The 19,135-nt window shown below is 63.4% G+C and carries 15 protein-coding genes; 12 read left to right on the top strand and 3 right to left on the bottom strand.

Translation table 11 applies throughout. From position 1 onward, the window contains the following. The first annotated feature begins 123 nt into the window (after nucleotides 1-123). The 10 genes from ABWP89_RS05135 to ABWP89_RS05090 all read left to right on the top strand — a co-directional run bounded on the left by ABWP89_RS05135 (nucleotide 124) and on the right by ABWP89_RS05090 (nucleotide 12,829). Nucleotides 124-1,251: a KpsE/RkpR family capsule polysaccharide export protein gene (locus ABWP89_RS05135; RefSeq protein ID WP_353227694.1), complete on the top strand. Its 1,128-nt coding sequence runs from the start codon at nucleotides 124-126 to the stop codon at nucleotides 1,249-1,251. Next, nucleotides 1,251-2,066 (top strand): ABC transporter permease, encoded by an 816-nt coding sequence (locus ABWP89_RS05130; protein WP_353227693.1) that lies wholly within the window; start codon nucleotides 1,251-1,253, stop codon nucleotides 2,064-2,066. The genes ABWP89_RS05135 and ABWP89_RS05130 overlap by 1 nt, the downstream gene beginning before the upstream one ends. Further along, nucleotides 2,063-2,728, top strand: coding sequence for an ABC transporter ATP-binding protein (locus ABWP89_RS05125; protein ID WP_353227692.1), 666 nt, complete (start codon nucleotides 2,063-2,065; stop codon nucleotides 2,726-2,728). The genes ABWP89_RS05130 and ABWP89_RS05125 overlap by 4 nt, the downstream gene beginning before the upstream one ends. 80 nt (nucleotides 2,729-2,808) lie before the next feature. Continuing rightward, a complete protein-coding gene (locus ABWP89_RS05120; protein ID WP_353227690.1) occupies nucleotides 2,809-3,711 on the top strand; it encodes an FkbM family methyltransferase in 903 nt (300 codons plus the stop codon). Nucleotides 3,712-3,757: 46 nt separating this feature from the next. Then, nucleotides 3,758-5,071 (top strand): glycosyltransferase family 4 protein, encoded by a 1,314-nt coding sequence (locus tag ABWP89_RS05115; RefSeq protein WP_353227688.1) that lies wholly within the window; start codon nucleotides 3,758-3,760, stop codon nucleotides 5,069-5,071. A 4-nt stretch (nucleotides 5,072-5,075) separates the two neighbouring features. Next, entirely contained in the window at nucleotides 5,076-6,215 is a 1,140-nt protein-coding gene (locus tag ABWP89_RS05110) for a cellulase family glycosylhydrolase (protein WP_353227687.1), read from the top strand. After that, nucleotides 6,208-6,966 (top strand): Stf0 family sulfotransferase, encoded by a 759-nt coding sequence (locus tag ABWP89_RS05105; protein ID WP_353227685.1) that lies wholly within the window; start codon nucleotides 6,208-6,210, stop codon nucleotides 6,964-6,966. Before ABWP89_RS05110 ends, ABWP89_RS05105 begins: the two co-directional genes overlap by 8 nt. Nucleotides 6,967-7,094: 128 nt before the next feature. Then, entirely contained in the window at nucleotides 7,095-9,629 is a 2,535-nt protein-coding gene (locus tag ABWP89_RS05100; protein WP_353227684.1) for a DEAD/DEAH box helicase family protein, read from the top strand. Between the two features lie 9 nt (nucleotides 9,630-9,638). Beyond that, entirely contained in the window at nucleotides 9,639-12,083 is a 2,445-nt protein-coding gene (locus ABWP89_RS05095; RefSeq protein WP_353227682.1) for an N-6 DNA methylase, read from the top strand. Then, nucleotides 12,083-12,829 (top strand): hypothetical protein, encoded by a 747-nt coding sequence (locus ABWP89_RS05090; protein WP_353227681.1) that lies wholly within the window; start codon nucleotides 12,083-12,085, stop codon nucleotides 12,827-12,829. Before ABWP89_RS05095 ends, ABWP89_RS05090 begins: the two co-directional genes overlap by 1 nt. A gap of 263 nt (nucleotides 12,830-13,092) precedes the next feature. Here the strand turns inward: ABWP89_RS05090 and ABWP89_RS05085 are convergent, their stop codons facing one another. The 3 genes from ABWP89_RS05085 to ABWP89_RS05075 are packed head-to-tail and all read right to left on the bottom strand — an operon-like array spanning nucleotide 13,093 to nucleotide 16,656. Next, on the bottom strand, nucleotides 13,093-13,533 hold the full coding sequence (locus tag ABWP89_RS05085; RefSeq protein WP_353227680.1) for a hypothetical protein: 441 nt from the start codon (nucleotides 13,531-13,533) through the stop codon (nucleotides 13,093-13,095). Then, nucleotides 13,530-15,782: a glycosyltransferase gene (locus tag ABWP89_RS05080; RefSeq protein ID WP_353227678.1), complete on the bottom strand. Its 2,253-nt coding sequence runs from the start codon at nucleotides 15,780-15,782 to the stop codon at nucleotides 13,530-13,532. Before ABWP89_RS05080 ends, ABWP89_RS05085 begins: the two co-directional genes overlap by 4 nt. A 1-nt stretch (nucleotide 15,783) precedes the next feature. After that, nucleotides 15,784-16,656, bottom strand: coding sequence for a hypothetical protein (locus tag ABWP89_RS05075; RefSeq protein WP_353227677.1), 873 nt, complete (start codon nucleotides 16,654-16,656; stop codon nucleotides 15,784-15,786). 84 nt (nucleotides 16,657-16,740) lie between these two features. Here ABWP89_RS05075 and ABWP89_RS05070 point away from each other — a divergent pair, with 84 nt between their 5' ends. Both ABWP89_RS05070 and ABWP89_RS05065 read left to right on the top strand, forming a co-directional pair. After that, nucleotides 16,741-17,979: a glycosyltransferase family 4 protein gene (locus tag ABWP89_RS05070; RefSeq protein WP_353227676.1), complete on the top strand. Its 1,239-nt coding sequence runs from the start codon at nucleotides 16,741-16,743 to the stop codon at nucleotides 17,977-17,979. Next, nucleotides 17,976-19,115 carry a capsular polysaccharide export protein, LipB/KpsS family gene (locus tag ABWP89_RS05065; RefSeq protein WP_353227675.1) on the top strand — a complete coding sequence of 380 codons (1,140 nt, stop codon included), beginning with the start codon at nucleotides 17,976-17,978 and terminating at the stop codon, nucleotides 19,113-19,115. Before ABWP89_RS05070 ends, ABWP89_RS05065 begins: the two co-directional genes overlap by 4 nt. Nucleotides 19,116-19,135: the final 20 nt, after the last annotated feature.

Here is a 19,135-nt window from a genome sequence, read left to right as displayed (position 1 = left end):
GGGCAACACTAGCGCAGTCGCGGGCCGCGTTACGTAGCTATCGGTCCATTCCGGGGGTGTTGCGGATCGCCGGGCGCGTGCCGGCACGGCTATGCCAGGGGCCTGACCGTGAAAGAGGGGGCCATGACCGATACCGCCGAACAACTGCCGCAGGCCAAGCGGGGCTGGTGGCTGCGCCCCAGCTTTGTGGTGTGCGTCGTGCTGCCCACGCTGATCGCGGCGCTGTGGTTCGGGGTGTTCGCGTCGGATGTCTATGTGGCGGAATCGCGGTTCATCGTGCGCGGCCAGGACCGCGCCACGCCCACCGCGCTGGGGTTGCTGCTCAATAATGCGGCGCTGAACCATGGCACGCCCGAAAGCAGCGCGGCGCAAAGCTATCTGCTGTCCCGCGATGCACTGGGCGCGCTCAACCACGATCACGCCTTTGCCCACGCCTTTGCCCGGCCGGGAATCGCCCGGCTCGACCGGTTTGATCCGTTTGGCCTGACCGGTTCGTTCGAAGATCTTTACGCGTATTATCAACAGCATGTGCGGGTGGATACCGATACCGCGGTGGGCATCACCGTGCTGACCGTGCGCGCCTATACCGCTGCCGATGCCCATCGGTTCAATGCGCAACTGCTCCAGCTGGCGGAAACCACGGTCAACCATATCGGCGAACGCGCGCACCGCGATCTGATCACCAGTTCCGAACGCGAAGTGATCGCGGCCAGGGACGCCGCGCGCGATGCCGGCGCTGCGCTGGCGCGGTTCCGCAACACCGCCGGCGTGGTCGATCCTGAAAAGCAGGCGCCGATCCAGTACGCGCTGGTGTCGCGGTTGCAGGATGAACTGATCGAGGCGCGCAGCGACCGCCGCCAGCTGATCGCGATCGCCCCGCAAAGCACGCAGATTGCGGCGATCGACGCGCGGATCAGCGAGATTGAGGCGCGCATTGCCGAACAATCCGGGCTGGCGGCGGGCAACCGGTCAAAATCGCTGGCGGCGGCGGGCGAAGTTTTTCAGCGGCTGTCGCTGGAGACTGAATTCGCCAACAAACGGCTGGCCGCCGCACAGGCTGCGCTGGAATCGGCGCAGGCCGATGCCGCCCGCAAATCGAGCTATGTCGAACGGATTGTCGAACCGGGCCTGCCCGACCGGGCGATGGAACCGCGCCGCGCCCGCGCGATCGGCACCACGCTGATTTTCAGCCTGATTGTGTGGGGCGTGGTGACCATGCTGATCGCCGGCATTCGGGAACATGGATCGTGATGGCGGGTGCCACACTGGCGGGCGACGGGCACAGGCCGACCCTGCGACAATCGCTGGCGGTGCAAAGCCGCGTGATCACCGCGCTGCTGATGCGCGAAGTGCTGACGCGGTATGGCCGGCACAATATCGGGTTTCTGTGGCTGTTTGTCGAACCGATGATCTTTACTATCGGCGTCACCGCGCTGTGGACGCTGACCAAAACGGTGCATGGCAGCACCATCCCGATCACCGCGTTTGCGCTGACCGGCTATTCCAGCGTGCTGCTGTGGCGGAACATGCCAGGGCGGTGCATCAACGCGTTGGCCCCCAATCTGCCGCTGCTGTACCATCGCGATGTCCGCATGCCCGATATCCTGCTGGCGCGGCTGTTGCTGGAGCTGGCGGGCGCGACCATGTCGTTCCTGGCGCTGGCACTGCTGTTCCACCTGATCGGGTGGACCGATCTGCCGGAAAACCTGGCCGAGGTGATCGGCGGATGGGCGCTGCTGGCCTGGTTCGGCATGGCGCTGGCGCTGCTGCTGGGCGCGCTGTCGGTGCGCAGCGAGCTGGTGGAAAAGCTGTGGCACCCGTTGTCCTATCTGACCTTTCCGCTGTCGGGCGCGGCGTTCATGGTCGATGCCCTGCCGCATGAGGCGCAGGGCTATGTGTTGCTGCTGCCGATGGTGCATGCGGTGGAAATGGTGCGCGAGGGGTATTTCGGGGCATCGGCCCATGCCCATTATGATGTGGCCTATGTGATCGCGGTGACGCTGATCCTGACCTTTGTGGCGCTGCTGCAATTGCGCCTGGTGGCGCCGCAGATCGTGATCGAATGATCCGCGTGCGCAACCTGACCAAGACTTATCCGGTGCGTGGCGGGCAGCGCACGATCCTGGACAATATCAGCTTTGATCTGGCGCCGGCACGCAAACTGGGCGTGCTGGGCCGCAATGGCGCGGGCAAATCGACGCTGATCCGGCTGATCAGCGGGGCGGAACGCGCCGATGCCGGCACTGTCGATCGCGGCATGTCGGTTTCATGGCCACTGGCGTTCGGCGGCGCGTTTCAGACCGCGCTGACCGGGCGCGACAATGTCCGTTTCATCAGCCGCATCTACAATTCGGATTTTGAACGCAACATTGTCGCGGTCGATGAATTTGCCGAACTGGGGCCCTATTTGCGCGAACCGGTGCGCACCTATTCATCGGGCATGCGCGCGCGGCTGGCCTTTGCGCTGTCGATGATCATCGAATTCGACTGTTTCCTGATCGACGAAATCAGCGCGGTGGGCGACGTGCGCTTTGCCCAGAAATGCCAGCACGAACTGTTCGAAAAGCGCAAGCACCGCGCGATGATCATCGTCAGCCACGATGCCGCCTATGTGCGCGACCATTGCGACCATTTTGCGGTGCTGCACGATGGCCGGATGCATTTTCACGACCACTTTGAGGACGCCTATGCCCTGTTCAAGGACCTGATCGGGTGGACCCCGCCGTGAACAGGACGTGCCTGGCCAACTTGTGCCTGACCCGCGCGCCATCCCGATGCCGATTGCCACCCGTTCTGTTTGGAGCCCCTATGTCGACCGAACCTGGCGAAAGTGATCCGCCGCCCTTGCCGACCCCCGGCGCGGCCGCGCTGCCACCGGTATCCCTGCCGCTGTTGCGCGCCGAACCGTTGCTGCCCGCAGAACGCGCGTTGAATGAGGCGCAGTATCGGGCGCGCACCGGATGCGTGTACCTGGGCGACCATACCGTGCTGTGCCGGGTGCTGGGGCGGTACAAGGTGTTTGTCGATACGCGTGATATCGGGCTGGCCAGCCACCTGATGCTTGACGGGTATTGGGAAATGTGGGTGACCGAAGTGCTGTCGGCGCTGGTGAAACCGGGCATGGTGGTCGCCGATATCGGCGCCAACGTGGGCTATTACGCGCTGTTGATGGCAGAGCTGGTGGGGCCGGCGGGCCGCGTGTTTGCGTTTGAGCCCAACCCCCGACTGCATGGATTGATGACCAATTCGCTGGCCGTCAACGGCATGGGCCACGCCGTGATCCACCGCATCGCGCTGAGCGACTGTGCGGGCGAAGTGATGCTGGTGGTTCCCCCGGGCGAGCCCAAGAATGGCTTTATCGCCCCGGTTGCCGACCCGGTGCCGGCCAATGCCGCGGTGGTCGGCAGCGTGCGGCTGGACGCCAATCCCGATTGGGCCGGAATCGAACTGGCGAAGATCGATGTCGAAGGATCAGAGGAAAAGATCTGGGCCGGCATGGCCGGGTTATTGGCGACAAAAACGCTGAAAACGGTCGTGCTGGAATTCACGCCGGAGCGGTATCGCGATCCGCGCGCGTTTCTGCAGGCGCTGACCGCGCCGGGCTTTTCGCTGGCGCGGATCGATGTTGATCGGGGTACTGTCGCCTGTGATGCCGATGCCGTGCTGTCGGGCCATCCGCAGGATGACGTCATGCTGGTGTTGCAGCGCTGATGCCATGCTGTGCCGCGCCCAGACCTTTCGCGAAAGCTGACCAGCGATGACCCGCATCATGATCGACGGGCGCAATCTGGGCCTGGAAAAAGGCACCGGGGTGGCGACCTATGCCCGCAATCTGAGCCATGAGCTCCACGCCATGGGCCACGGGGTGGAGGTGCTGTATGGCTATGGCGCGGGCCCTTCGCGCAACGCGCTGATGCGCGAAATCGCGTTTTTCGATGCCAACCATGGCGATCGTGACCGCATCGCCGCCGCGATTGAGGCGGTGCGCAGCCGGCTGATCGGGCCATTTGGGCAACATGCGTTCGATGTGCCGATCAGCGGGCGGGTGGTTTCGCGCACGTTCAGCGCGCGGCTGCCGTATTTCGACCGCATCGTCAATTCGCCGCATGTGTTCGCGCGCAGCCACGCCACCTTTGGCACGTGGAAAATGCTGACCCGGCTGTCGATGGCCGACCGGCCGGATATTGCGCACTGGACATACCCGCTGCCGATCCGGCTGAAAGGGCGGCCCAATGTCTATACCATGCACGATGTTGTACCGCTGAAACTGCCCTATACCACGCTCGACAACAAACGGTTCTATCTGCGGTTGATGAAGCGGATTGCCCGCGTTGCCGACCATATCATCACGGTATCGGAATGTTCGAAACGCGATCTGATCGACCTGGTCGGCATTCCCGAACACCGCATCACCAACACCTATCAATCGGTCGACATCCCCGAAAAATTCCTGGCCAAAAGCGATGAGGAAGTGGCGCGTGAGGTCGAAGGCACGGTCGGGGTCGATTACAAAGGCTATTACCTGTTCTGGGGGTCGATCGAGCCCAAAAAGAACATCGGGCGGATGATCGAGGGCTATCTGGCCAGCAAAGTGACCGCGCCGCTGGTGATCGTCGGCGCGATGGCATGGAAATCGGACGAGGAATTGCGGCTGTTGAACGATGAAAACATCGTGTTTCGCCGCACCATCGAAAACGACGAATTCACCCGCAAACGCGTGATGATCCTTCCCTATGCGCCGTTTTCACTGCTGGTCAGCCTGATCCGCGGCGCACGCGCCACGCTGTTCCCGTCAATCTACGAAGGGTTCGGCCTGCCGGTGCTGGAGGCGATGTTGCTGGGCACACCGGTCATATCATCCAACACCGCCAGTCTGCCCGAAGTCGCGGGCGATGCCGCGCTGCTGGTCGACCCCTATGACACCAGCGCGATCGCACGCGCATTGCGCACCATCGACGGGGACGAGGCCCTGCGCGCCGACATGGCCGCGCGCGGCCGGGTACAGGCGGCGAAATTCAGCCGCACCGCCTATCGCGAACGGCTGGCGCAGGTTTACCGCGCGGTGTCGTGAGGTGATGAAGCCGCCGACCATAATCCTGCACGCCGCTCTCGTCGTCGCTGCGATCGCCGGATTTGGCCCGGCAGTGGCGTCGCCACCATCGCTCGATCCCGGCCAAATAACCCTGACCGGCACCACGCTGCGGCGCGATGGCCACCCGTGGATCATGCGGGGCGTGAAACTCACCAGTCGGCTGGTGCCACCCCGCGTCATCCACCGCCCCATCATCGGGCCACACTTGCGTGAATCGCAAACGCTGTGGTCGGCCGATCTGCCCCTGCGCATCCGCCAGTTTGGCGCCGACACCGCCGCGATCGAAGTGTCGCAGCCGGGGCTGGACCCCGCCCACGCCATTTATGATCCGGACTATCGCGCCGAAGTGATCGCGGCGGTCATGGCGCTGCGCCACGCCGGGCTGACCGTGATGATTTCGATGCAATGGGAAAACGGCGCCGGTGCCCCGCGCCAACCGGATACGCCCGGCCCCGGCACACAGAATGCATGGCACGCGCTGTTATCGCCCGCGCCAGACGGCGTGGCGCTGCCCAGCGATGATGCGGGGCTGATCTTCGATGTGTTCAACGAACCGATGCCGATGCCTGTCTATGTCGCGGACATCCCCGCCGATCGCTGGGCGCAATGGCAAGCGGCGCACGCACCGGTGATTGCCACCATCCGCGCCGCCGGGTTCCACCGCCAGGTGGTGGTGGTCGGCGGGATCGATGGCGCGCACCGGCTGGACCATGCACCCATGGTGCCCGACCCCGATCACCGCATGGTCTATGGCGTGCATCCCTATCTGACCGCGAACATGCTGCAGTTTGAAACCGCGGCAGGCCGCGACCGCTATTTCGGCGATTTTTGCCGGCACAATGCCTGCATGATCACCGAATTCGCGCTGTCGCGCCGCCCCGATGAACGGCCAACCGGGTGCAAGGGCGATGCGCCGGCCGTGGTGCACGACCTGCTGGCCTATGCGTGGGACCGGCACCTGGGCATGGTCGGCTGGGCGTTCGATTATCCCTGGACGCTGATGGCGGGTCCGGATTTCACCACGCCCACCACGTTTGACGCCTGGGCCGGCAGCTGCGCCGCATCGACCGCGCCCTATGGCTTTGGCCAGATGTTGCGCGACTGGTACCACCGCCATGGATGACGCGACCGATGCCGCGGGCCGGGCGCAGACGGTGACCATGCCGCGGGCATCACAGCCAACCGCGCTGCATGCCGCGTTTGCCCGGCACGGCATTACCGATTGCGCGCTGCTGGCCAGCACATACCGGTCGGGCAGCACGTTCATCGCCGCGCTGCTGGGCGACAACGGGTTGCCCGGCCTGGGCAAGGAACGGTTCAACGACATCTGGCAGGTCGATGCGATCGACGCCGGCCTGGATGCGATCATCGCGCCGTTTGCCTGGGGCCGCTTCCCCACAAAACTGATGTGGCCGCACCGCAACAACCTGGCGCAGAAAATCGGTACCCCGCGTGATGCATCGCTGGTGCTGGCCAATGCCTTTCCCCATGCGCAATGGCTGTTCGTGCGCCGGCGCGACAGTTTCCGCCAGGCGATCAGTTTCTGGCGCGCCAAACGCACCGACCGCTGGCACATCTATACCGACCAGCCCGAACCCGACCTGGAATATTCCTTCGCCGAAATCGACACCTGCGCCCGCGAACTGGCCCTGCACGAACGCCTGTGGCAGGATTTCTTCGCCCGCGCCGAAGTCACCCCCTATGTGGTCCATTACGAAGACGTGCTGGCCCACCCCGGCATCCTGAACGGCTACCTCGCCCGCTATGGCAGCCGCATCACCACCACCCAGGTCGCGCTGAAAAAACAAAGCGATGACCGGTCGGAACGGTTTCTGGACCAATACCTGGCCGATTTGTATGCGCGGGGGGATTAGGCGCCACCGTCAAAGGTGGCGAAATTCAAGCTGAAACACCACCGGCCATTGCGCACCCGACGCGAATCCTTCAACAGTCCGTGGAATTGCCTACTCCGACAGGCCAAATCTCATCGGGCAGGATAGCGTTGGCAGCCAAGGAAGCTACGGCACGGATCAAGATCAACCGGCTGCTCGAAGAGGCAGGCTGGCGGTTTTTTGACGATACCAACGGGCCTGCCAATATCGTTCTTGAACCGAACATCAAGATCACCGAAACGCAGATCGATGCCCTGGGCGATGATTTCGAGACCACCAAGAATGGCTTCATAGATTTCCTGCTTCTCGACCGCGACGGCCGCCCGCTAATCGTTCTGGAGGCGAAGTCCGAGGGCAAAAATCCGCTGGCCGCCAAGGAGCAGGCGCGTCGTTATGCGCGTGAGCAAAATGCCCGCTTTGTGATTCTGTCGAATGGCAACATCCACTACCTGTGGGATTTGAAGCAGGGCAATCCCAACGTCATCACGAAGTTTCCCAGCCCGGACGCGATCAAGGATCACGATGCCTTCCAGCCGGATGCCGATCGCCTGGCCAATGAACTGGTTGATAACGACTTCATCGCGCTTACCCAGATGCCGGGCTACGCCAATGAGGCAGGATGGAAGGACGAAGCTCAACGCCCAGCCTTCATCGATAAGACCAAGCTGCGATTCCTTCGCTGCTACCAGAAAAGAGCCGTTCACGCGGTCCAGCGCGCCGCGAAGAAGGGCGATGTCCGCTTCCTGTTCGAGATGGCGACCGGCACCGGCAAGACCCTCACCTCCGCCGCCATCATCAAGCTGTTCCTCAAAACCGGGAACGCGCGCCGTGTGTTGTTCCTGGTCGACCGGATCGAACTGGAGACGCAGGCGGACAAGGCGTTCAAGGCGCTGCTGAAGAACGATTTCACCTGCGTCATTTATAAGGAGCGGCGCGACGATTGGCGCAAGGCCGACATCGTCGTCACCACCGTTCAATCGCTGCTGTTCAACGACAAATTCAGGCGATTTTTTGCCCCGACCGATTTCGACCTTGTCATCTCCGACGAAGCCCACCGTTCCATCGGTGGCAATGCGCGCGCGGTGTTTGAATATTTCGTCGGCTATAAACTTGGGCTCACGGCCACGCCCAAGGATTATCTGAAACAGTCCCGGAACAGCACTGCGGCCCGAGATCCGCGCGAAACCGAACGCCGCACGATGATCGACACCTATCGCATTTTCGGCTGCGAAGGCAGCGAGCCGACCTTTCGCTATTCGCTGCTCGATGGGGTGCGCGACGGCTTTCTTATCAACCCCTATGTCGTCGATGCCAGAACCGAGATCACCACCCAGCTGCTGTCGGACGAAGGGTTCCAGGTCGAAACGACCGACGAAAACGGCAATGAGGTGAAAGAGGCCTTCGCCGGCCGGGACTTTGAAAAAAAGTTCTTTGCCGATGCCACCAACGAAGTGTTCTGCGAAACTTTCATGAAGCATGGCCTGCGCGATCCCGTGACGGGTGAATTCGGCAAAGCCATCGTTTTTGCGGTCAGCCAGAACCACGCGGCAAAAATCGCCCAGATCCTGAATGAAATGGCCGATGAAATCTGGCCGGGCAAATACCAGTCGGATTTTGCGATGCAGGTCACCAGTGAGGTGACGACTGCCCAGACCATGACGATACAGTTCGCCAACAACAATCTGGGTGGGCGCAGCCGGTTCGATGAAAGTTATGCCACCAGCAGGTCGCGCGTCTGTGTCACCGTGGGCATGATGACCACGGGCTATGATTGCCCAGATATCCTGAATCTGGCGATGATGCGTCCAATCTTTGGCCCGTCAGACTTCGTGCAGATGAAGGGGCGCGGCACGCGCAAACACGCCTTTGCCGATGACATGCGCGATCCTGTGCGCAAGACAGCGATGGCGACGCTGCAAAAGACCCAATTCCGCCTGTTCGATTTCTTCGCCAACTGTGAATATTTCGAAGAAAAATACCAGTATGATGAAGAACTGACACTGCCCAGACCAGCAGCGCAACAGTTTGGTTCGACGGTGCAGTCGCCAACCCGCACTTTCACACCCTTCGAAACCTTTCAGGCCGACAGCATCGCCACCCAGCGCGAACAGCAGATCGGGCCGGAAGGGATGCGGATCGACCGCGAACTGTTCCAGAAATTCGAAGACATCGTCCGCGCCGACCCGACGCTGGCGGCAATGGTTGAACAGCAAAATTGGGAAGCCGCCACCCGCCGCGTGATCGAACACCTGTTCGACAAGCCCGACGATTTCTTCACGCTGGACAAATTGCGCCGCGCGGTCGGGCTGGATCGCCGTCTGACCGTGCGCGAAATCATCGAAAAGGCTTTCGGCCATATCCCCCGCTTCAAATCGCGGGATGAGCTGATCGACGACGAATTTCAGAAATTCCTGCTCGATCAAAAGCCTGAACAGGCCGACCGGATCACCCAGATGCGCTATTATTTCGATGCCTATATCAAGGACGCCGGCGTGCGCAAAAGCGTCGATGATGGCCACTTCACCAATCTGAACGTGAACCCGATTTTCGGCATGAAGGACCTGAAAGCGGTGCCAAAGCCGTGGATTCGCGGCATCCCGGAATATATCAAGGACTATGTGTCCCTGAACCGCTTCCTGCCGTAAGAGCGCCCGATGCTAGACACCGATACCAAACGCCGCATCAACACCTGTCGTGACATCCTGGTCGGCAAAGTGCCCGATCCCAAAAGCCAGGTCGAACAGATCACCATCGCGCTGATCTACAAGTTCATGGACGACATGGACCTTGAATCCGAGGAGATGGGCGGCACCCGCACATTTTTCGCAGGCGAGTTCGAACGGTACGCGTGGGCCAAACTGGTCGCACCGGGCGTGGGTGGGCAGGAAATGCTCAACACCTATACCGAAGCCCTGACCAAGATGGTCGAAAACCCGGGCATCCCCGAACTGTTCCGCACCATTTTCCGCAATGCCTATCTGCCCTATCGCGATCCGGAAACGCTGCGCAGTTTTCTGCGGGAAATCAACGGCTTTGCCTATGACCACAGCGAACGGCTGGGCGATGCCTTTGAATATCTGCTGTCAGTGCTGGGCAGCCAGGGCGATGCCGGACAATTCCGCACCCCGCGCCACATCATCGATTTCATGGTTGACATCATCGACCCGAAAAAGGGCGAAGTGATCCTTGATCCCGCCTGCGGTACCGCCGGATTCCTGATTTCGTCGTACAAACATATCCTGAAGGCCAACTCGACCGACATCGCCGGCACAGACGGCACCGGCGCGGAAGTTGACGCCGCAGAGGCAACGCTGGACAGCCCGCTGCGCTATGCCGGCGACCTGCTGACGCCCGATGATCGGCAACGGCTGGCCACCAATATCAAGGGCTATGACATTTCGCCCGACATGGTGCGGCTGTCACTCGTGAACCTGTACCTCCACGGCTTTGTCGATCCCAAGGTGGAGGAATACGACACCCTGACCAGCGACGACAAATGGGGCGAAACGGCGGACGTGATCCTGGCCAACCCGCCCTTCATGTCGCCAAAGGGCGGGATCAAGCCGCACAACCGGTTTGGTGTGGCGTCGAAACGCAGCGAAGTGCTGTTTGTCGATTATATGGCGGAGCATCTGAACCCCAATGGGCGCGCCGCGATCGTCGTGCCCGAAGGGATCATCTTTCAAAGCCAGGGCGCCTATTGCGACCTGCGTCGTGTGCTGGTGGAGGGTAAATATCTGGCCGCCGTCATCTCGCTGCCGGCAGGCGTGTTCAATCCCTATTCCGGGGTAAAGACCTCGATCCTGATCCTAGACCGTGCAGCGGCCAAGGCCAGCGACAGCATTGCGTTTTTCAAGATCGAGAATGATGGCTTTGGCCTTGGCGCACAGCGGCGCGCGGCGAAGGGCAGCCAGTTGCCCCAAGTGAAGGCTGAACTTAGTGCTTGGCTTGGGGCGATGCGAAGCGGCTGGGACGCGGTGCTGGAGTCATCGCTGGGCTTTGTAGTGGAGAGGGCGCGGATTGCCTTAGGCGGGGAGTATAATCTCAGCGCGGAGCGTTATCGGGACAACGAAGCACGGACTTCGGCCTTCCCAATGCTCCGTTTCGACGATGTCTGCACTCTGGAATATGGCTCTAGCCTTCCAAAATCTGATCGTCGCGATGGCCCATTCTTAGTCATGGGATCGAACGGCGTTACCGGTTATCATGATGAATATACGGTCGAAGGCCCAGCCATTGTTGTTGGCCGGAAAGGATCGGCCGGGGAAGTCACTTGGGTTAAAGATAATTGCTACCCAATCGATACAACATACTATGTAAAGCAGCGTAACCCCGCGGCGTCAGACTTACGTTACCTCTATTCTATTTTGCGCTCACTTGACCTTCCTTCGCTTCGGGGAGGCGCAGGCATTCCAGGCCTCAACCGAACCGATGTGTATGAAAAATACAAAATCCCCCTCCCGCCGCTGGAGGTGCAGCTGGAGATTGTTGCCGAGATCGAGGGGTATCAGAAGGTCATCGACGGCGCCCGCATCGTTCTCGAAAACTACCGCCCCCACATCCCCATCGATCCTGCGTGGCCGGTTGGCGCGATAAAGGATATAGCGACAACGGTCACTCCGCCTGCGAAGCTGCAAACCAGTGAGTACCGCGAATCTGGCCAGTTTCCGATCATAGACCAATCGCAGGAGTTCATTGCGGCTTGGACCGACAGTGCCGATGCAGTGATCGATCCTGCTGATGGCTTGGTGGTATTCGGTGACCACACTTGCGTCATCAAATTCGTCGATCAACCGTTTGTACAGGGTGCGGACGGCATCAAAATATTGAAGCCAATCGGCGATTTGAGCCCAGCCTACCTCGCTTATTTCCTCCAAGCCTACCCGCTGCCGACCGATGGCTACCGAAGGCACTTTAGCCTGCTCAAAGACTACCAAGTGGCCCTTCCACCTCTCGAAACACAGCAAGCCATCGTCGCGGAAATCGAGGCCGAACGGGCATTGGTCACGGCCAACCGCGAACTCATCGGACGCCTCGAAAAGAAGATCGACGCTGCGATCGCCCGCGTCTGGGGTGGGGCTGCGGAGGGCGTCGGCTGATGGAGGAGGCGCTCGAACTCAACGAATACCTCCCCTACTCGATGGCGGCTGCGAACGAGCAGAGCTACCTGGAGTTCCTGTGGTCGGCGTTCGAGAGCAACTATGAGCAGGGCCGCTATGAGTTCGCCAGCCTGGCATTTCATCTGCTCTATATGAGCTTTGTCAGCTTCTCGATCTGGCAGATCAGAATGGCCCGACCTGAGGCGTTCCACATGGCCATGGTCGGATTTCGCGCCGACGACGAAGGTAAGATCACCGAGTGCGACAGCCCCTTCAAATTCTATGACAAGTTGAAGGAATCCCAGATTTTCCGGTTTCTCAAGCTGATTGGCTGCAACAACGATCAGGTTGGCGAATTCGCGAAGTTTGTGAAGCGCCGCAACAAGATTGCGCACCCCACCGGCACCGTATTCTTCAACGACCAGCAAGCGATTGATGATGAAATCGTGGGCATGATGCGTGAGGTCCGCAACATCGAAGCGCATATGCAGCCGGTCATTGCCGAGCTTTATCAGCGCTTCCTTACCGACAGTGCTCAAGCCGAAGAGCTGGAATACGGCACCTTTGGCGAAGAGCTTTCCGCCAACTTCATCCACAAAGCCTATATGTCCATGGCCGACCTCCGCCACTGTTCGGCGTTCGATGTCACGACGTTCGGAGATCACCCCGGCCAGGACGTGATCACAGGGCTGCACGTTGAAGTTGTCGCATTGGCTGTGCGTGAGGGCGAACTGGTGGCGGCCTGATCGCCATCCGCAAGGTCATCTGGACGGTCAGATGGGAATGCAACGGCCAGAACCGGACATGTTCGTCTGTCAGATCATCGCGCCGGTTCCCGGCCCCTGGCGATCTGCCCGGCGGCGGGAATGCTAACGCATTCATTGCTCGCTGGATTCCCGATCCCGGTCGGGAATGACGAGTCGAAACAACCGATAACTGGTATAGTATCAAGCCGGGGCAAGCGCGACGCATACCTCCCACCCCGCATCGCGCGCCGGAACACCATAGCCTAATGGTATCGTTGGTGGTCGGGCTCGGCGCCCCGACCAATGTGGCTGGCAAAATCATATCCCGGCAATCCCGCCATCGCCCGGTTGCAGGCATGCAGCAGGCCGTGGGTTTCATCACCCAATTCCTGCGCGGCGCAGTTTTCGGCGACGATCTGGCGCAGGGCGTCGTCGGCCATCCGCTGCGCCGCCAGGGTCGCGCCGGCCGATTGCAGCGCGGGGGGGCGGCGGGTGGCGGGGTGGGGGGTGCGGGACGCTTGGGAGCGTATGGCCGCGTCCAGATCGGGGTAATCGGCGAAGGCGTTGGCGCGGAGCATCAGCCAGGGCAGGACTTCGGGTTCGACGCAGAGCATTTCGGCGAGCTCGGTGGCGGCGTCGGGGGGCAGGTCGTGGCCGGTTACCAGCGCGACGGCATCGTGCAGCCAGTCGGGGGCGATGGTCATGCGTCTGGGCCTTGTTTGCGCAGGTGTTCGGACAGGTGTGCGGGCAGCGGTACGGCGGTGAAGAAGCGTTCGACGCCGTCGATCATGGCGGTCAGGGTGAAATGCGCGGCCCAGGCGGCGCGTGCCTGTTCGCCGCGGCGGCGCAGTTCGGGACGGTCGGCGGCCAGGGCCATCAGCTCGGCCAGGATGGCCGCGACCACATCGGGGCCATCGGGGAACGCGCGGGCGCCATATTCGGGGCGGGCCACTTCGCGTGAGGCACCGGCTTCGAGCGCAAGCAGTGGCCGGCGCGCGGCCATCGCCTCAATCGCCACCAGGCCGAACGATTCAAACCGGCTGGGCATCAGCACCACATCCGCCGCGACATAGGCATCATCCAGCGCGTCGCGATCGAGCAGCCTGGGGGCAAAGCGGATGCGCGGATCATTCAGGATGGCGCCCGCGCCCAGCCGCCGCACGTGATCGCGTGCCGCATCATCCAGCACGCCGCCGACCAGCCGCATGGTCATCCCCGGCAGATCGAGCAGGCCGGCGGCGACCTGCACCGCGATATCAAAGCCTTTGCGCGGTTCAAACCGGCCGACGAACAGCACTTCGATCGGGGCGCCGTTCAGCATTTCCGCTTCGCGCGCGGCGGCGGCGACATCGCGGGTGATCAGCGGATCGGGGGTGCCGTGCGGGACCACGGTGGCGCGGTCGGCCACTGACAGGCCATACGTGTGTTCGATCGCATCGACCACGGCCGCGCTGTTGGCCAGCAGGTGTGGTGCGCGGGCCAGTGCGGCACATTCGGCGGCGATGACCTTGTCCACCACCGCAGCCCCAAAAATCGGGCGTTCGGTCCATTCGGGTTTGAACGGCCGGGCCATGGCATAGGTCGTGTGCAGGCTGATCACCGTCGCCAGATCGGGATCATTCAGCAGGGGCACAGCCTCCAAATCCCAGATCGGAAACGACACGATTTCCAGGCCGAACGATTTCAGGAATTGCGCCTCTCTCCACACGCGCGCCGCCCAGGCGGCGTGGGCGGGCGGCAGCGCATGGCATTCGGCCACGGCATCGGCGGCATCGTCATCGGGGATCAGCCGGTGCAGCCAGATGCCGTCGGAAAAGCGCACCGTTTCGTGGCCAGCGGGCGCGCGCGTGATGACATGGACATGGTGCCCGCGCGCGGCCAGCCCCCTTGCCAGCAGCGCGGTCCAGCGGGCGATGCCGCCATGATCGTGCGGCGGCCACCCCTGGCTGACCAGCGCGATCCGGCGCGCTGGGGCGCGGGGGAACGGGTGCAGCGGCGGGGGCGCCACCGTCGCCAGATCGCCGCGCTGCCGCGCACCATATTCGCGCGCCAGTTCCTGCCCCCGGGCAATGCCCTGGACCAGGTCTTCATCAAGCGAATGGCGGTGTTCGTGGGTAATATCGCCTGCCTGTTCCATGCGCAGGTTGGTTTCGGCAATCTGGCGGCGAAACTGTTCCAGTTCGTGCCCGGCGGCCACCGCATCGGCCGCGCTGCCATGGCGCATGATGAAATAGCTTTTCGATACGGCCGACGGGTACAGCGTGCGCGCCACGCGGTCGCCCGACCGGATATGGCTGGCGGCAAACTGGTGATAGACCAGCGCGCGCGGTTCGTAATGCACCTGCCAGCCGGCATCGACCAACCGCAGGCACACATCGGTTTCATCCAGCAGATAGGCAAAGCGGTGGTCAAACCCGCCAATCCCGCGCAGCGCGCTTGCGCGGAACGAACAATTGGTGCCCAGCAGGCTGGGGTAGAACGGCGTGCCAGGCCGGTTCAACGGCCGTTCGTCGAAATAATCGGTGACATTGTGCGCATTGCCAAACCGGTCGCACAGCGTTTTGCGCACCTGCCACTGCGTGCCGGTGTTGTCGATGGTATAGCCGCCGACCGCGCCGATATCGGCATCGGCATAGCGCGTGGCCAGCCGCCGCAACCATTGCGGGTGCGGCACCGCATCATCATCGATAAACGCGACGACCGCGCCGCTGGCGGCGGCAATGCCCACATTGCGTGACACCGCCAGATTGGCCACATCGCAGCTAAGCGCCTTGATCGCATCGCCCCAGCGCGCGATGACCGCGGCGCTGTTGTCGGTGGATGGGCCATTGACCACGATCACCTCAAATTCCGGGTAATCGAGCCCGGCCAGCCCGCGCAAGGCGTCATCGAGCCAGGCACCGCGGTTATAGGTGTTGACCACGATGGAAACCGGCGGAAGCAGTGTGGTCATATCAGCCCGCCACGACGTTGAGAAAATCGCGATTGGCGCGCGCGAAATCGTGCCGCCCCAGCAGGTCGCGCAGCACCGCGCGGTTGTCTGCCGCACTGCGCAACAGCATCAGCGCCTGATCATCCCCGGCACAGTGCGGCACCTGGGCCAGCCGCGCCAGCGTCGCGATATCGTGCCAGGTGGGTGGCGCCAGCAGCGGCGGCACAGCCAGATCGGGCACACCGCGCGGTTGATACGCGACCCTGCTGCCACGGCACACAAATGCCAGATGTTCGTCCACCGCATCGGCCGGTGCGGCCAGCGCCACCGCGCTGCGGTACCAGATTTCGGCGTGGGCGAACCGCCCCTGTTCCTTGATCGTGTGGGCATATTGGATGCAATAGCCCCAATGCAGCGGGAACCGGCGCAGCGCCGCGGCATATTCCACCTCTGCCACGCCCCAGTCACCACAATCGCGCGCGGCATCGGCGCGGGCGATATGGTCACAAAACCGCTCGTCCGCGCCAGACGTGGCCAGCGTGGTGGCGATTTGCCCGGCGCGGGTGACCGTGGCCATCGCGGCCAGCGTGAAGGCGCGCGGATGGTGAAGTGGCGCGTGATCAGGCGCGGGCGCGGGCGCAGGTTCGGCGACGGGGCGTTCGGCGGGCGGTCGCGCGGGAGGTTCCGCCGCGGTGCGCGCAGCGTTGGGTGCGAACAGCACGATCCGGCCCAGATCCGCCGCGCGGAGGGCGGCGGATGCGGCGGATGCGGCGGATGCGGCGGCCACGGGCAGGATTGTTGCGCGAATGGTCGGCACCTCACCCTCTTCGGCCAGCATGTGGCGACACTCCCCCTGCTTGACCCGCTGCCCGGCACTGATCCGGATTGCGTCCATGCTCGTTGCGATTGCGGTTCATGCGGACCCTGACCTGACCTAAACCCCGGTCCATGCCCGTCCGCGCCATCAAGGTATGATCGCATGCCTGACGAAATTGTAAGCGCGCCCTGCTCCAAATCCGATGGAATGCGACCCGACCTCGCCCCGCCGGACACGCTGCTGCCGGTCACACTGCTCGATGTCAGCCGGCTGGTCTGGCGGCGCTGGGCGGGGCGATTGCCGACCGGGATCGACCGGGTGTGCCTGGCCTATCTCGACCGGTTTGGTGGCCACGCCCGCGCCGTGCTGCAATGGCGCGGGCACGTGCGCGTGCTGTCACCCCGCCAATCGGCGCGGCTGTTCGATCTGATTGCCCATGGTGGTCCGGGGTTTCGCCGGCAATTTGTGGCGATGTTGCCCGCGATTGCCGTCGGCGCGCTGGGCGCAGGCGCGCGCGACCTGGCCGGCGCGCGCTATTTCAATGTGGGGCACACCGGGCTGGATCAGCCGGCGTTGCCGCGCTGGATCATCGCGCGGCGTTTGCGCGCGGTATTTGTGCTGCACGATCTGATCCCGATTACCCATCCCGCGCTGTGCCGCGCAGGGGGCGCGCGGCGCCATGAACGCCGCATCCGTCATGCGCTGACCGCGGGCGCGGCGATCATCGCCAATTCGGCCGCGACGCTGGCCGAACTGGATGCCTTTGCCACCGCACACGCACTGCCATTGCCGCCCCGGCTGCCGGCCTGGATCGGCGGAGTGGCGGCACACGCGCCTGCGCTCCACCAGCCGCCCGTACGGCCGTGGTTTGTGACGGTGGGCACGATCGAGGGGCGCAAAAACCATCTGATGCTGTTGCAGGTCTGGCAACGGCTGGCGCAGATTTTTGGCCCGGCCACGCCGCTGCTGATCGTGGCCGGGCAGCGCGGGTGGGAGGCCGGCGCGGCGCTGGCGATAATCGACCGCGATCCGGCGCTGGCCGCGCATGTCGTCGAAATTGGCGGTGCCGACGATGCCACGCTGGCCGGGCTGATTGCCGGCGCGCGCGCGCTGTTGATGCCGTCATTCGCAGAAGGATTCGGGTTGCCGGTGATTGAGGCACTGCAATTGGGCACGCCGGTGATCGCCAGCAATCTGCCGGTGTTTCGCGAAATCGGTGCCGGCATCCCCATGCTGATCGACCCCATCGACGCCCCCGCCTGGCTGGCGGCGGTGTGCGCGTTCCGCACCGACGGACCTGATCGCGCGCGGCAGATCGCGGCCATGGCGCAGTACCGCGCGCCGACGTGGGACGACCATTTTGCGCGCGTCGGACCCTGGCTGGACCAGATTCTGCCATGACCGCCGTGCCGTCACAAACCGACGCACCCCGGACGATCGTCATCGGCTTTCGCCGATGGCGGGCATGGAACCTGCGCCCGATGCTGCGCGCGCAGGGTGGCACATTGCGGTTTGTGCGCGATGTGGCCGGGGCACAGGCGCACGGCCCCGGTGCGGATGACCGTGTGATCGTCTGGGGCGCGGGCACGCCCGCCGGGTTGCCCGCGCTGATCGCGCACAGTGGCGCGACGCTGGTGCGGGTGGAAGACGGGTTCATCCGTTCGGTCGGGCTGGGTTCCGACCTGATACCCCCGCGTTCGCTGGTGTTCGACCCCTGCGGCATCTATTTCGACGCGACCCGGCCATCGCGGCTGGAACAGCTGTTGGCGCAGACGGCATTCGATGCCGCACTGTGCGACCGTGCCGCGCGGCTGCGCGCGATCATCGTCACGCGCGGGTTGACCAAATACAACATCGAAAACCCCGCGCCGCCGCATTGGCGATCGCATGGCCGCCAGGTGGTGTTGGTACCCGGCCAGGTCGAAACCGATGCATCGATCGCGCTGGGGTGCGCCGCCGCTGGCGTGCGCACCAATCACGCGCTGCTGGTGGCGGTGCGTGCGGCGCGGCCCGATGCGTTCGTGGTGTACAAACCGCACCCCGATGTGATGGCCGGCAACCGGCGCGGGGCACTGGCGGCGCGCGCCACCCACGGGCTGGCCGACCATGTTGAAACCGGCGCGTCGATCCTGGCCTGTCTGGCCCATGCGGATGAGCTGCACACGATGACCTCGCTCGCCGGGTTTGATGCGCTGTTGCGCGGGGTGCCGGTGGTCACCCACGGCATGCCGTTCTATGCCGGGTGGGGGCTGACGCACGATTGCGCGGGCGATCATCCGGCACACCGGCGGCGCGGGCGGCGGCTGACGCTGGACGAGTTGGTGGCGGCGACGCTGCTGCTTTATCCGCATTACTGGGACCCCGCAAAGGCTGCGTTTGTCGCAGCGGAATCGGCGCTGGCGGCGATCGCGTCCGAACGCGATCGATTGCGCGCCAGCCCCGCGCATGATCGCCACGCCCGCGGTTTCTGGCGGCGGCAGGGGCGCAAGGCCGGCGTGCTGGCGTGGGCCTGGCTGGGGCCGGGCTTGCGCGATTGAACCGGAATGACCCCAACCCG

Source organism: Novosphingobium sp., assembly GCF_040398825.1.
Taxonomy (GTDB): Bacteria; Pseudomonadota; Alphaproteobacteria; order Sphingomonadales; family Sphingomonadaceae; genus Novosphingobium.
The sequence above is the reverse complement of the archived record's forward strand: the minus strand, read 5'-3'. Positions and strand labels throughout refer to the sequence as shown.

Excerpts from the sequence above, each read along its gene's own strand:
- ABWP89_RS05120 (WP_353227690.1), top strand. The coding sequence starts at position 2,809 with ATGTCGACCGAACCTGGCGAAAGTGATCCGCCGCCCTTGCCGACCCCC.
- ABWP89_RS05065 (WP_353227675.1), top strand. The coding sequence starts at position 17,976 with ATGACCGCCGTGCCGTCACAAACCGACGCACCCCGGACGATCGTCATC.
- ABWP89_RS05090 (WP_353227681.1), top strand. The coding sequence starts at position 12,083 with ATGGAGGAGGCGCTCGAACTCAACGAATACCTCCCCTACTCGATGGCG.
- ABWP89_RS05085 (WP_353227680.1), bottom strand. The coding sequence starts at position 13,533 with ATGACCATCGCCCCCGACTGGCTGCACGATGCCGTCGCGCTGGTAACC.
- ABWP89_RS05080 (WP_353227678.1), bottom strand. The coding sequence starts at position 15,782 with ATGACCACACTGCTTCCGCCGGTTTCCATCGTGGTCAACACCTATAAC.
- ABWP89_RS05135 (WP_353227694.1), top strand. The coding sequence starts at position 124 with ATGACCGATACCGCCGAACAACTGCCGCAGGCCAAGCGGGGCTGGTGG.
- ABWP89_RS05125 (WP_353227692.1), top strand. The coding sequence starts at position 2,063 with ATGATCCGCGTGCGCAACCTGACCAAGACTTATCCGGTGCGTGGCGGG.
- ABWP89_RS05095 (WP_353227682.1), top strand. The coding sequence starts at position 9,639 with ATGCTAGACACCGATACCAAACGCCGCATCAACACCTGTCGTGACATC.
- ABWP89_RS05110 (WP_353227687.1), top strand. The coding sequence starts at position 5,076 with ATGAAGCCGCCGACCATAATCCTGCACGCCGCTCTCGTCGTCGCTGCG.
- ABWP89_RS05070 (WP_353227676.1), top strand. The coding sequence starts at position 16,741 with ATGCCTGACGAAATTGTAAGCGCGCCCTGCTCCAAATCCGATGGAATG.
- ABWP89_RS05105 (WP_353227685.1), top strand. The coding sequence starts at position 6,208 with ATGGATGACGCGACCGATGCCGCGGGCCGGGCGCAGACGGTGACCATG.
- ABWP89_RS05115 (WP_353227688.1), top strand. The coding sequence starts at position 3,758 with ATGACCCGCATCATGATCGACGGGCGCAATCTGGGCCTGGAAAAAGGC.
- ABWP89_RS05130 (WP_353227693.1), top strand. The coding sequence starts at position 1,251 with ATGGCGGGTGCCACACTGGCGGGCGACGGGCACAGGCCGACCCTGCGA.
- ABWP89_RS05075 (WP_353227677.1), bottom strand. The coding sequence starts at position 16,656 with ATGGACGCAATCCGGATCAGTGCCGGGCAGCGGGTCAAGCAGGGGGAG.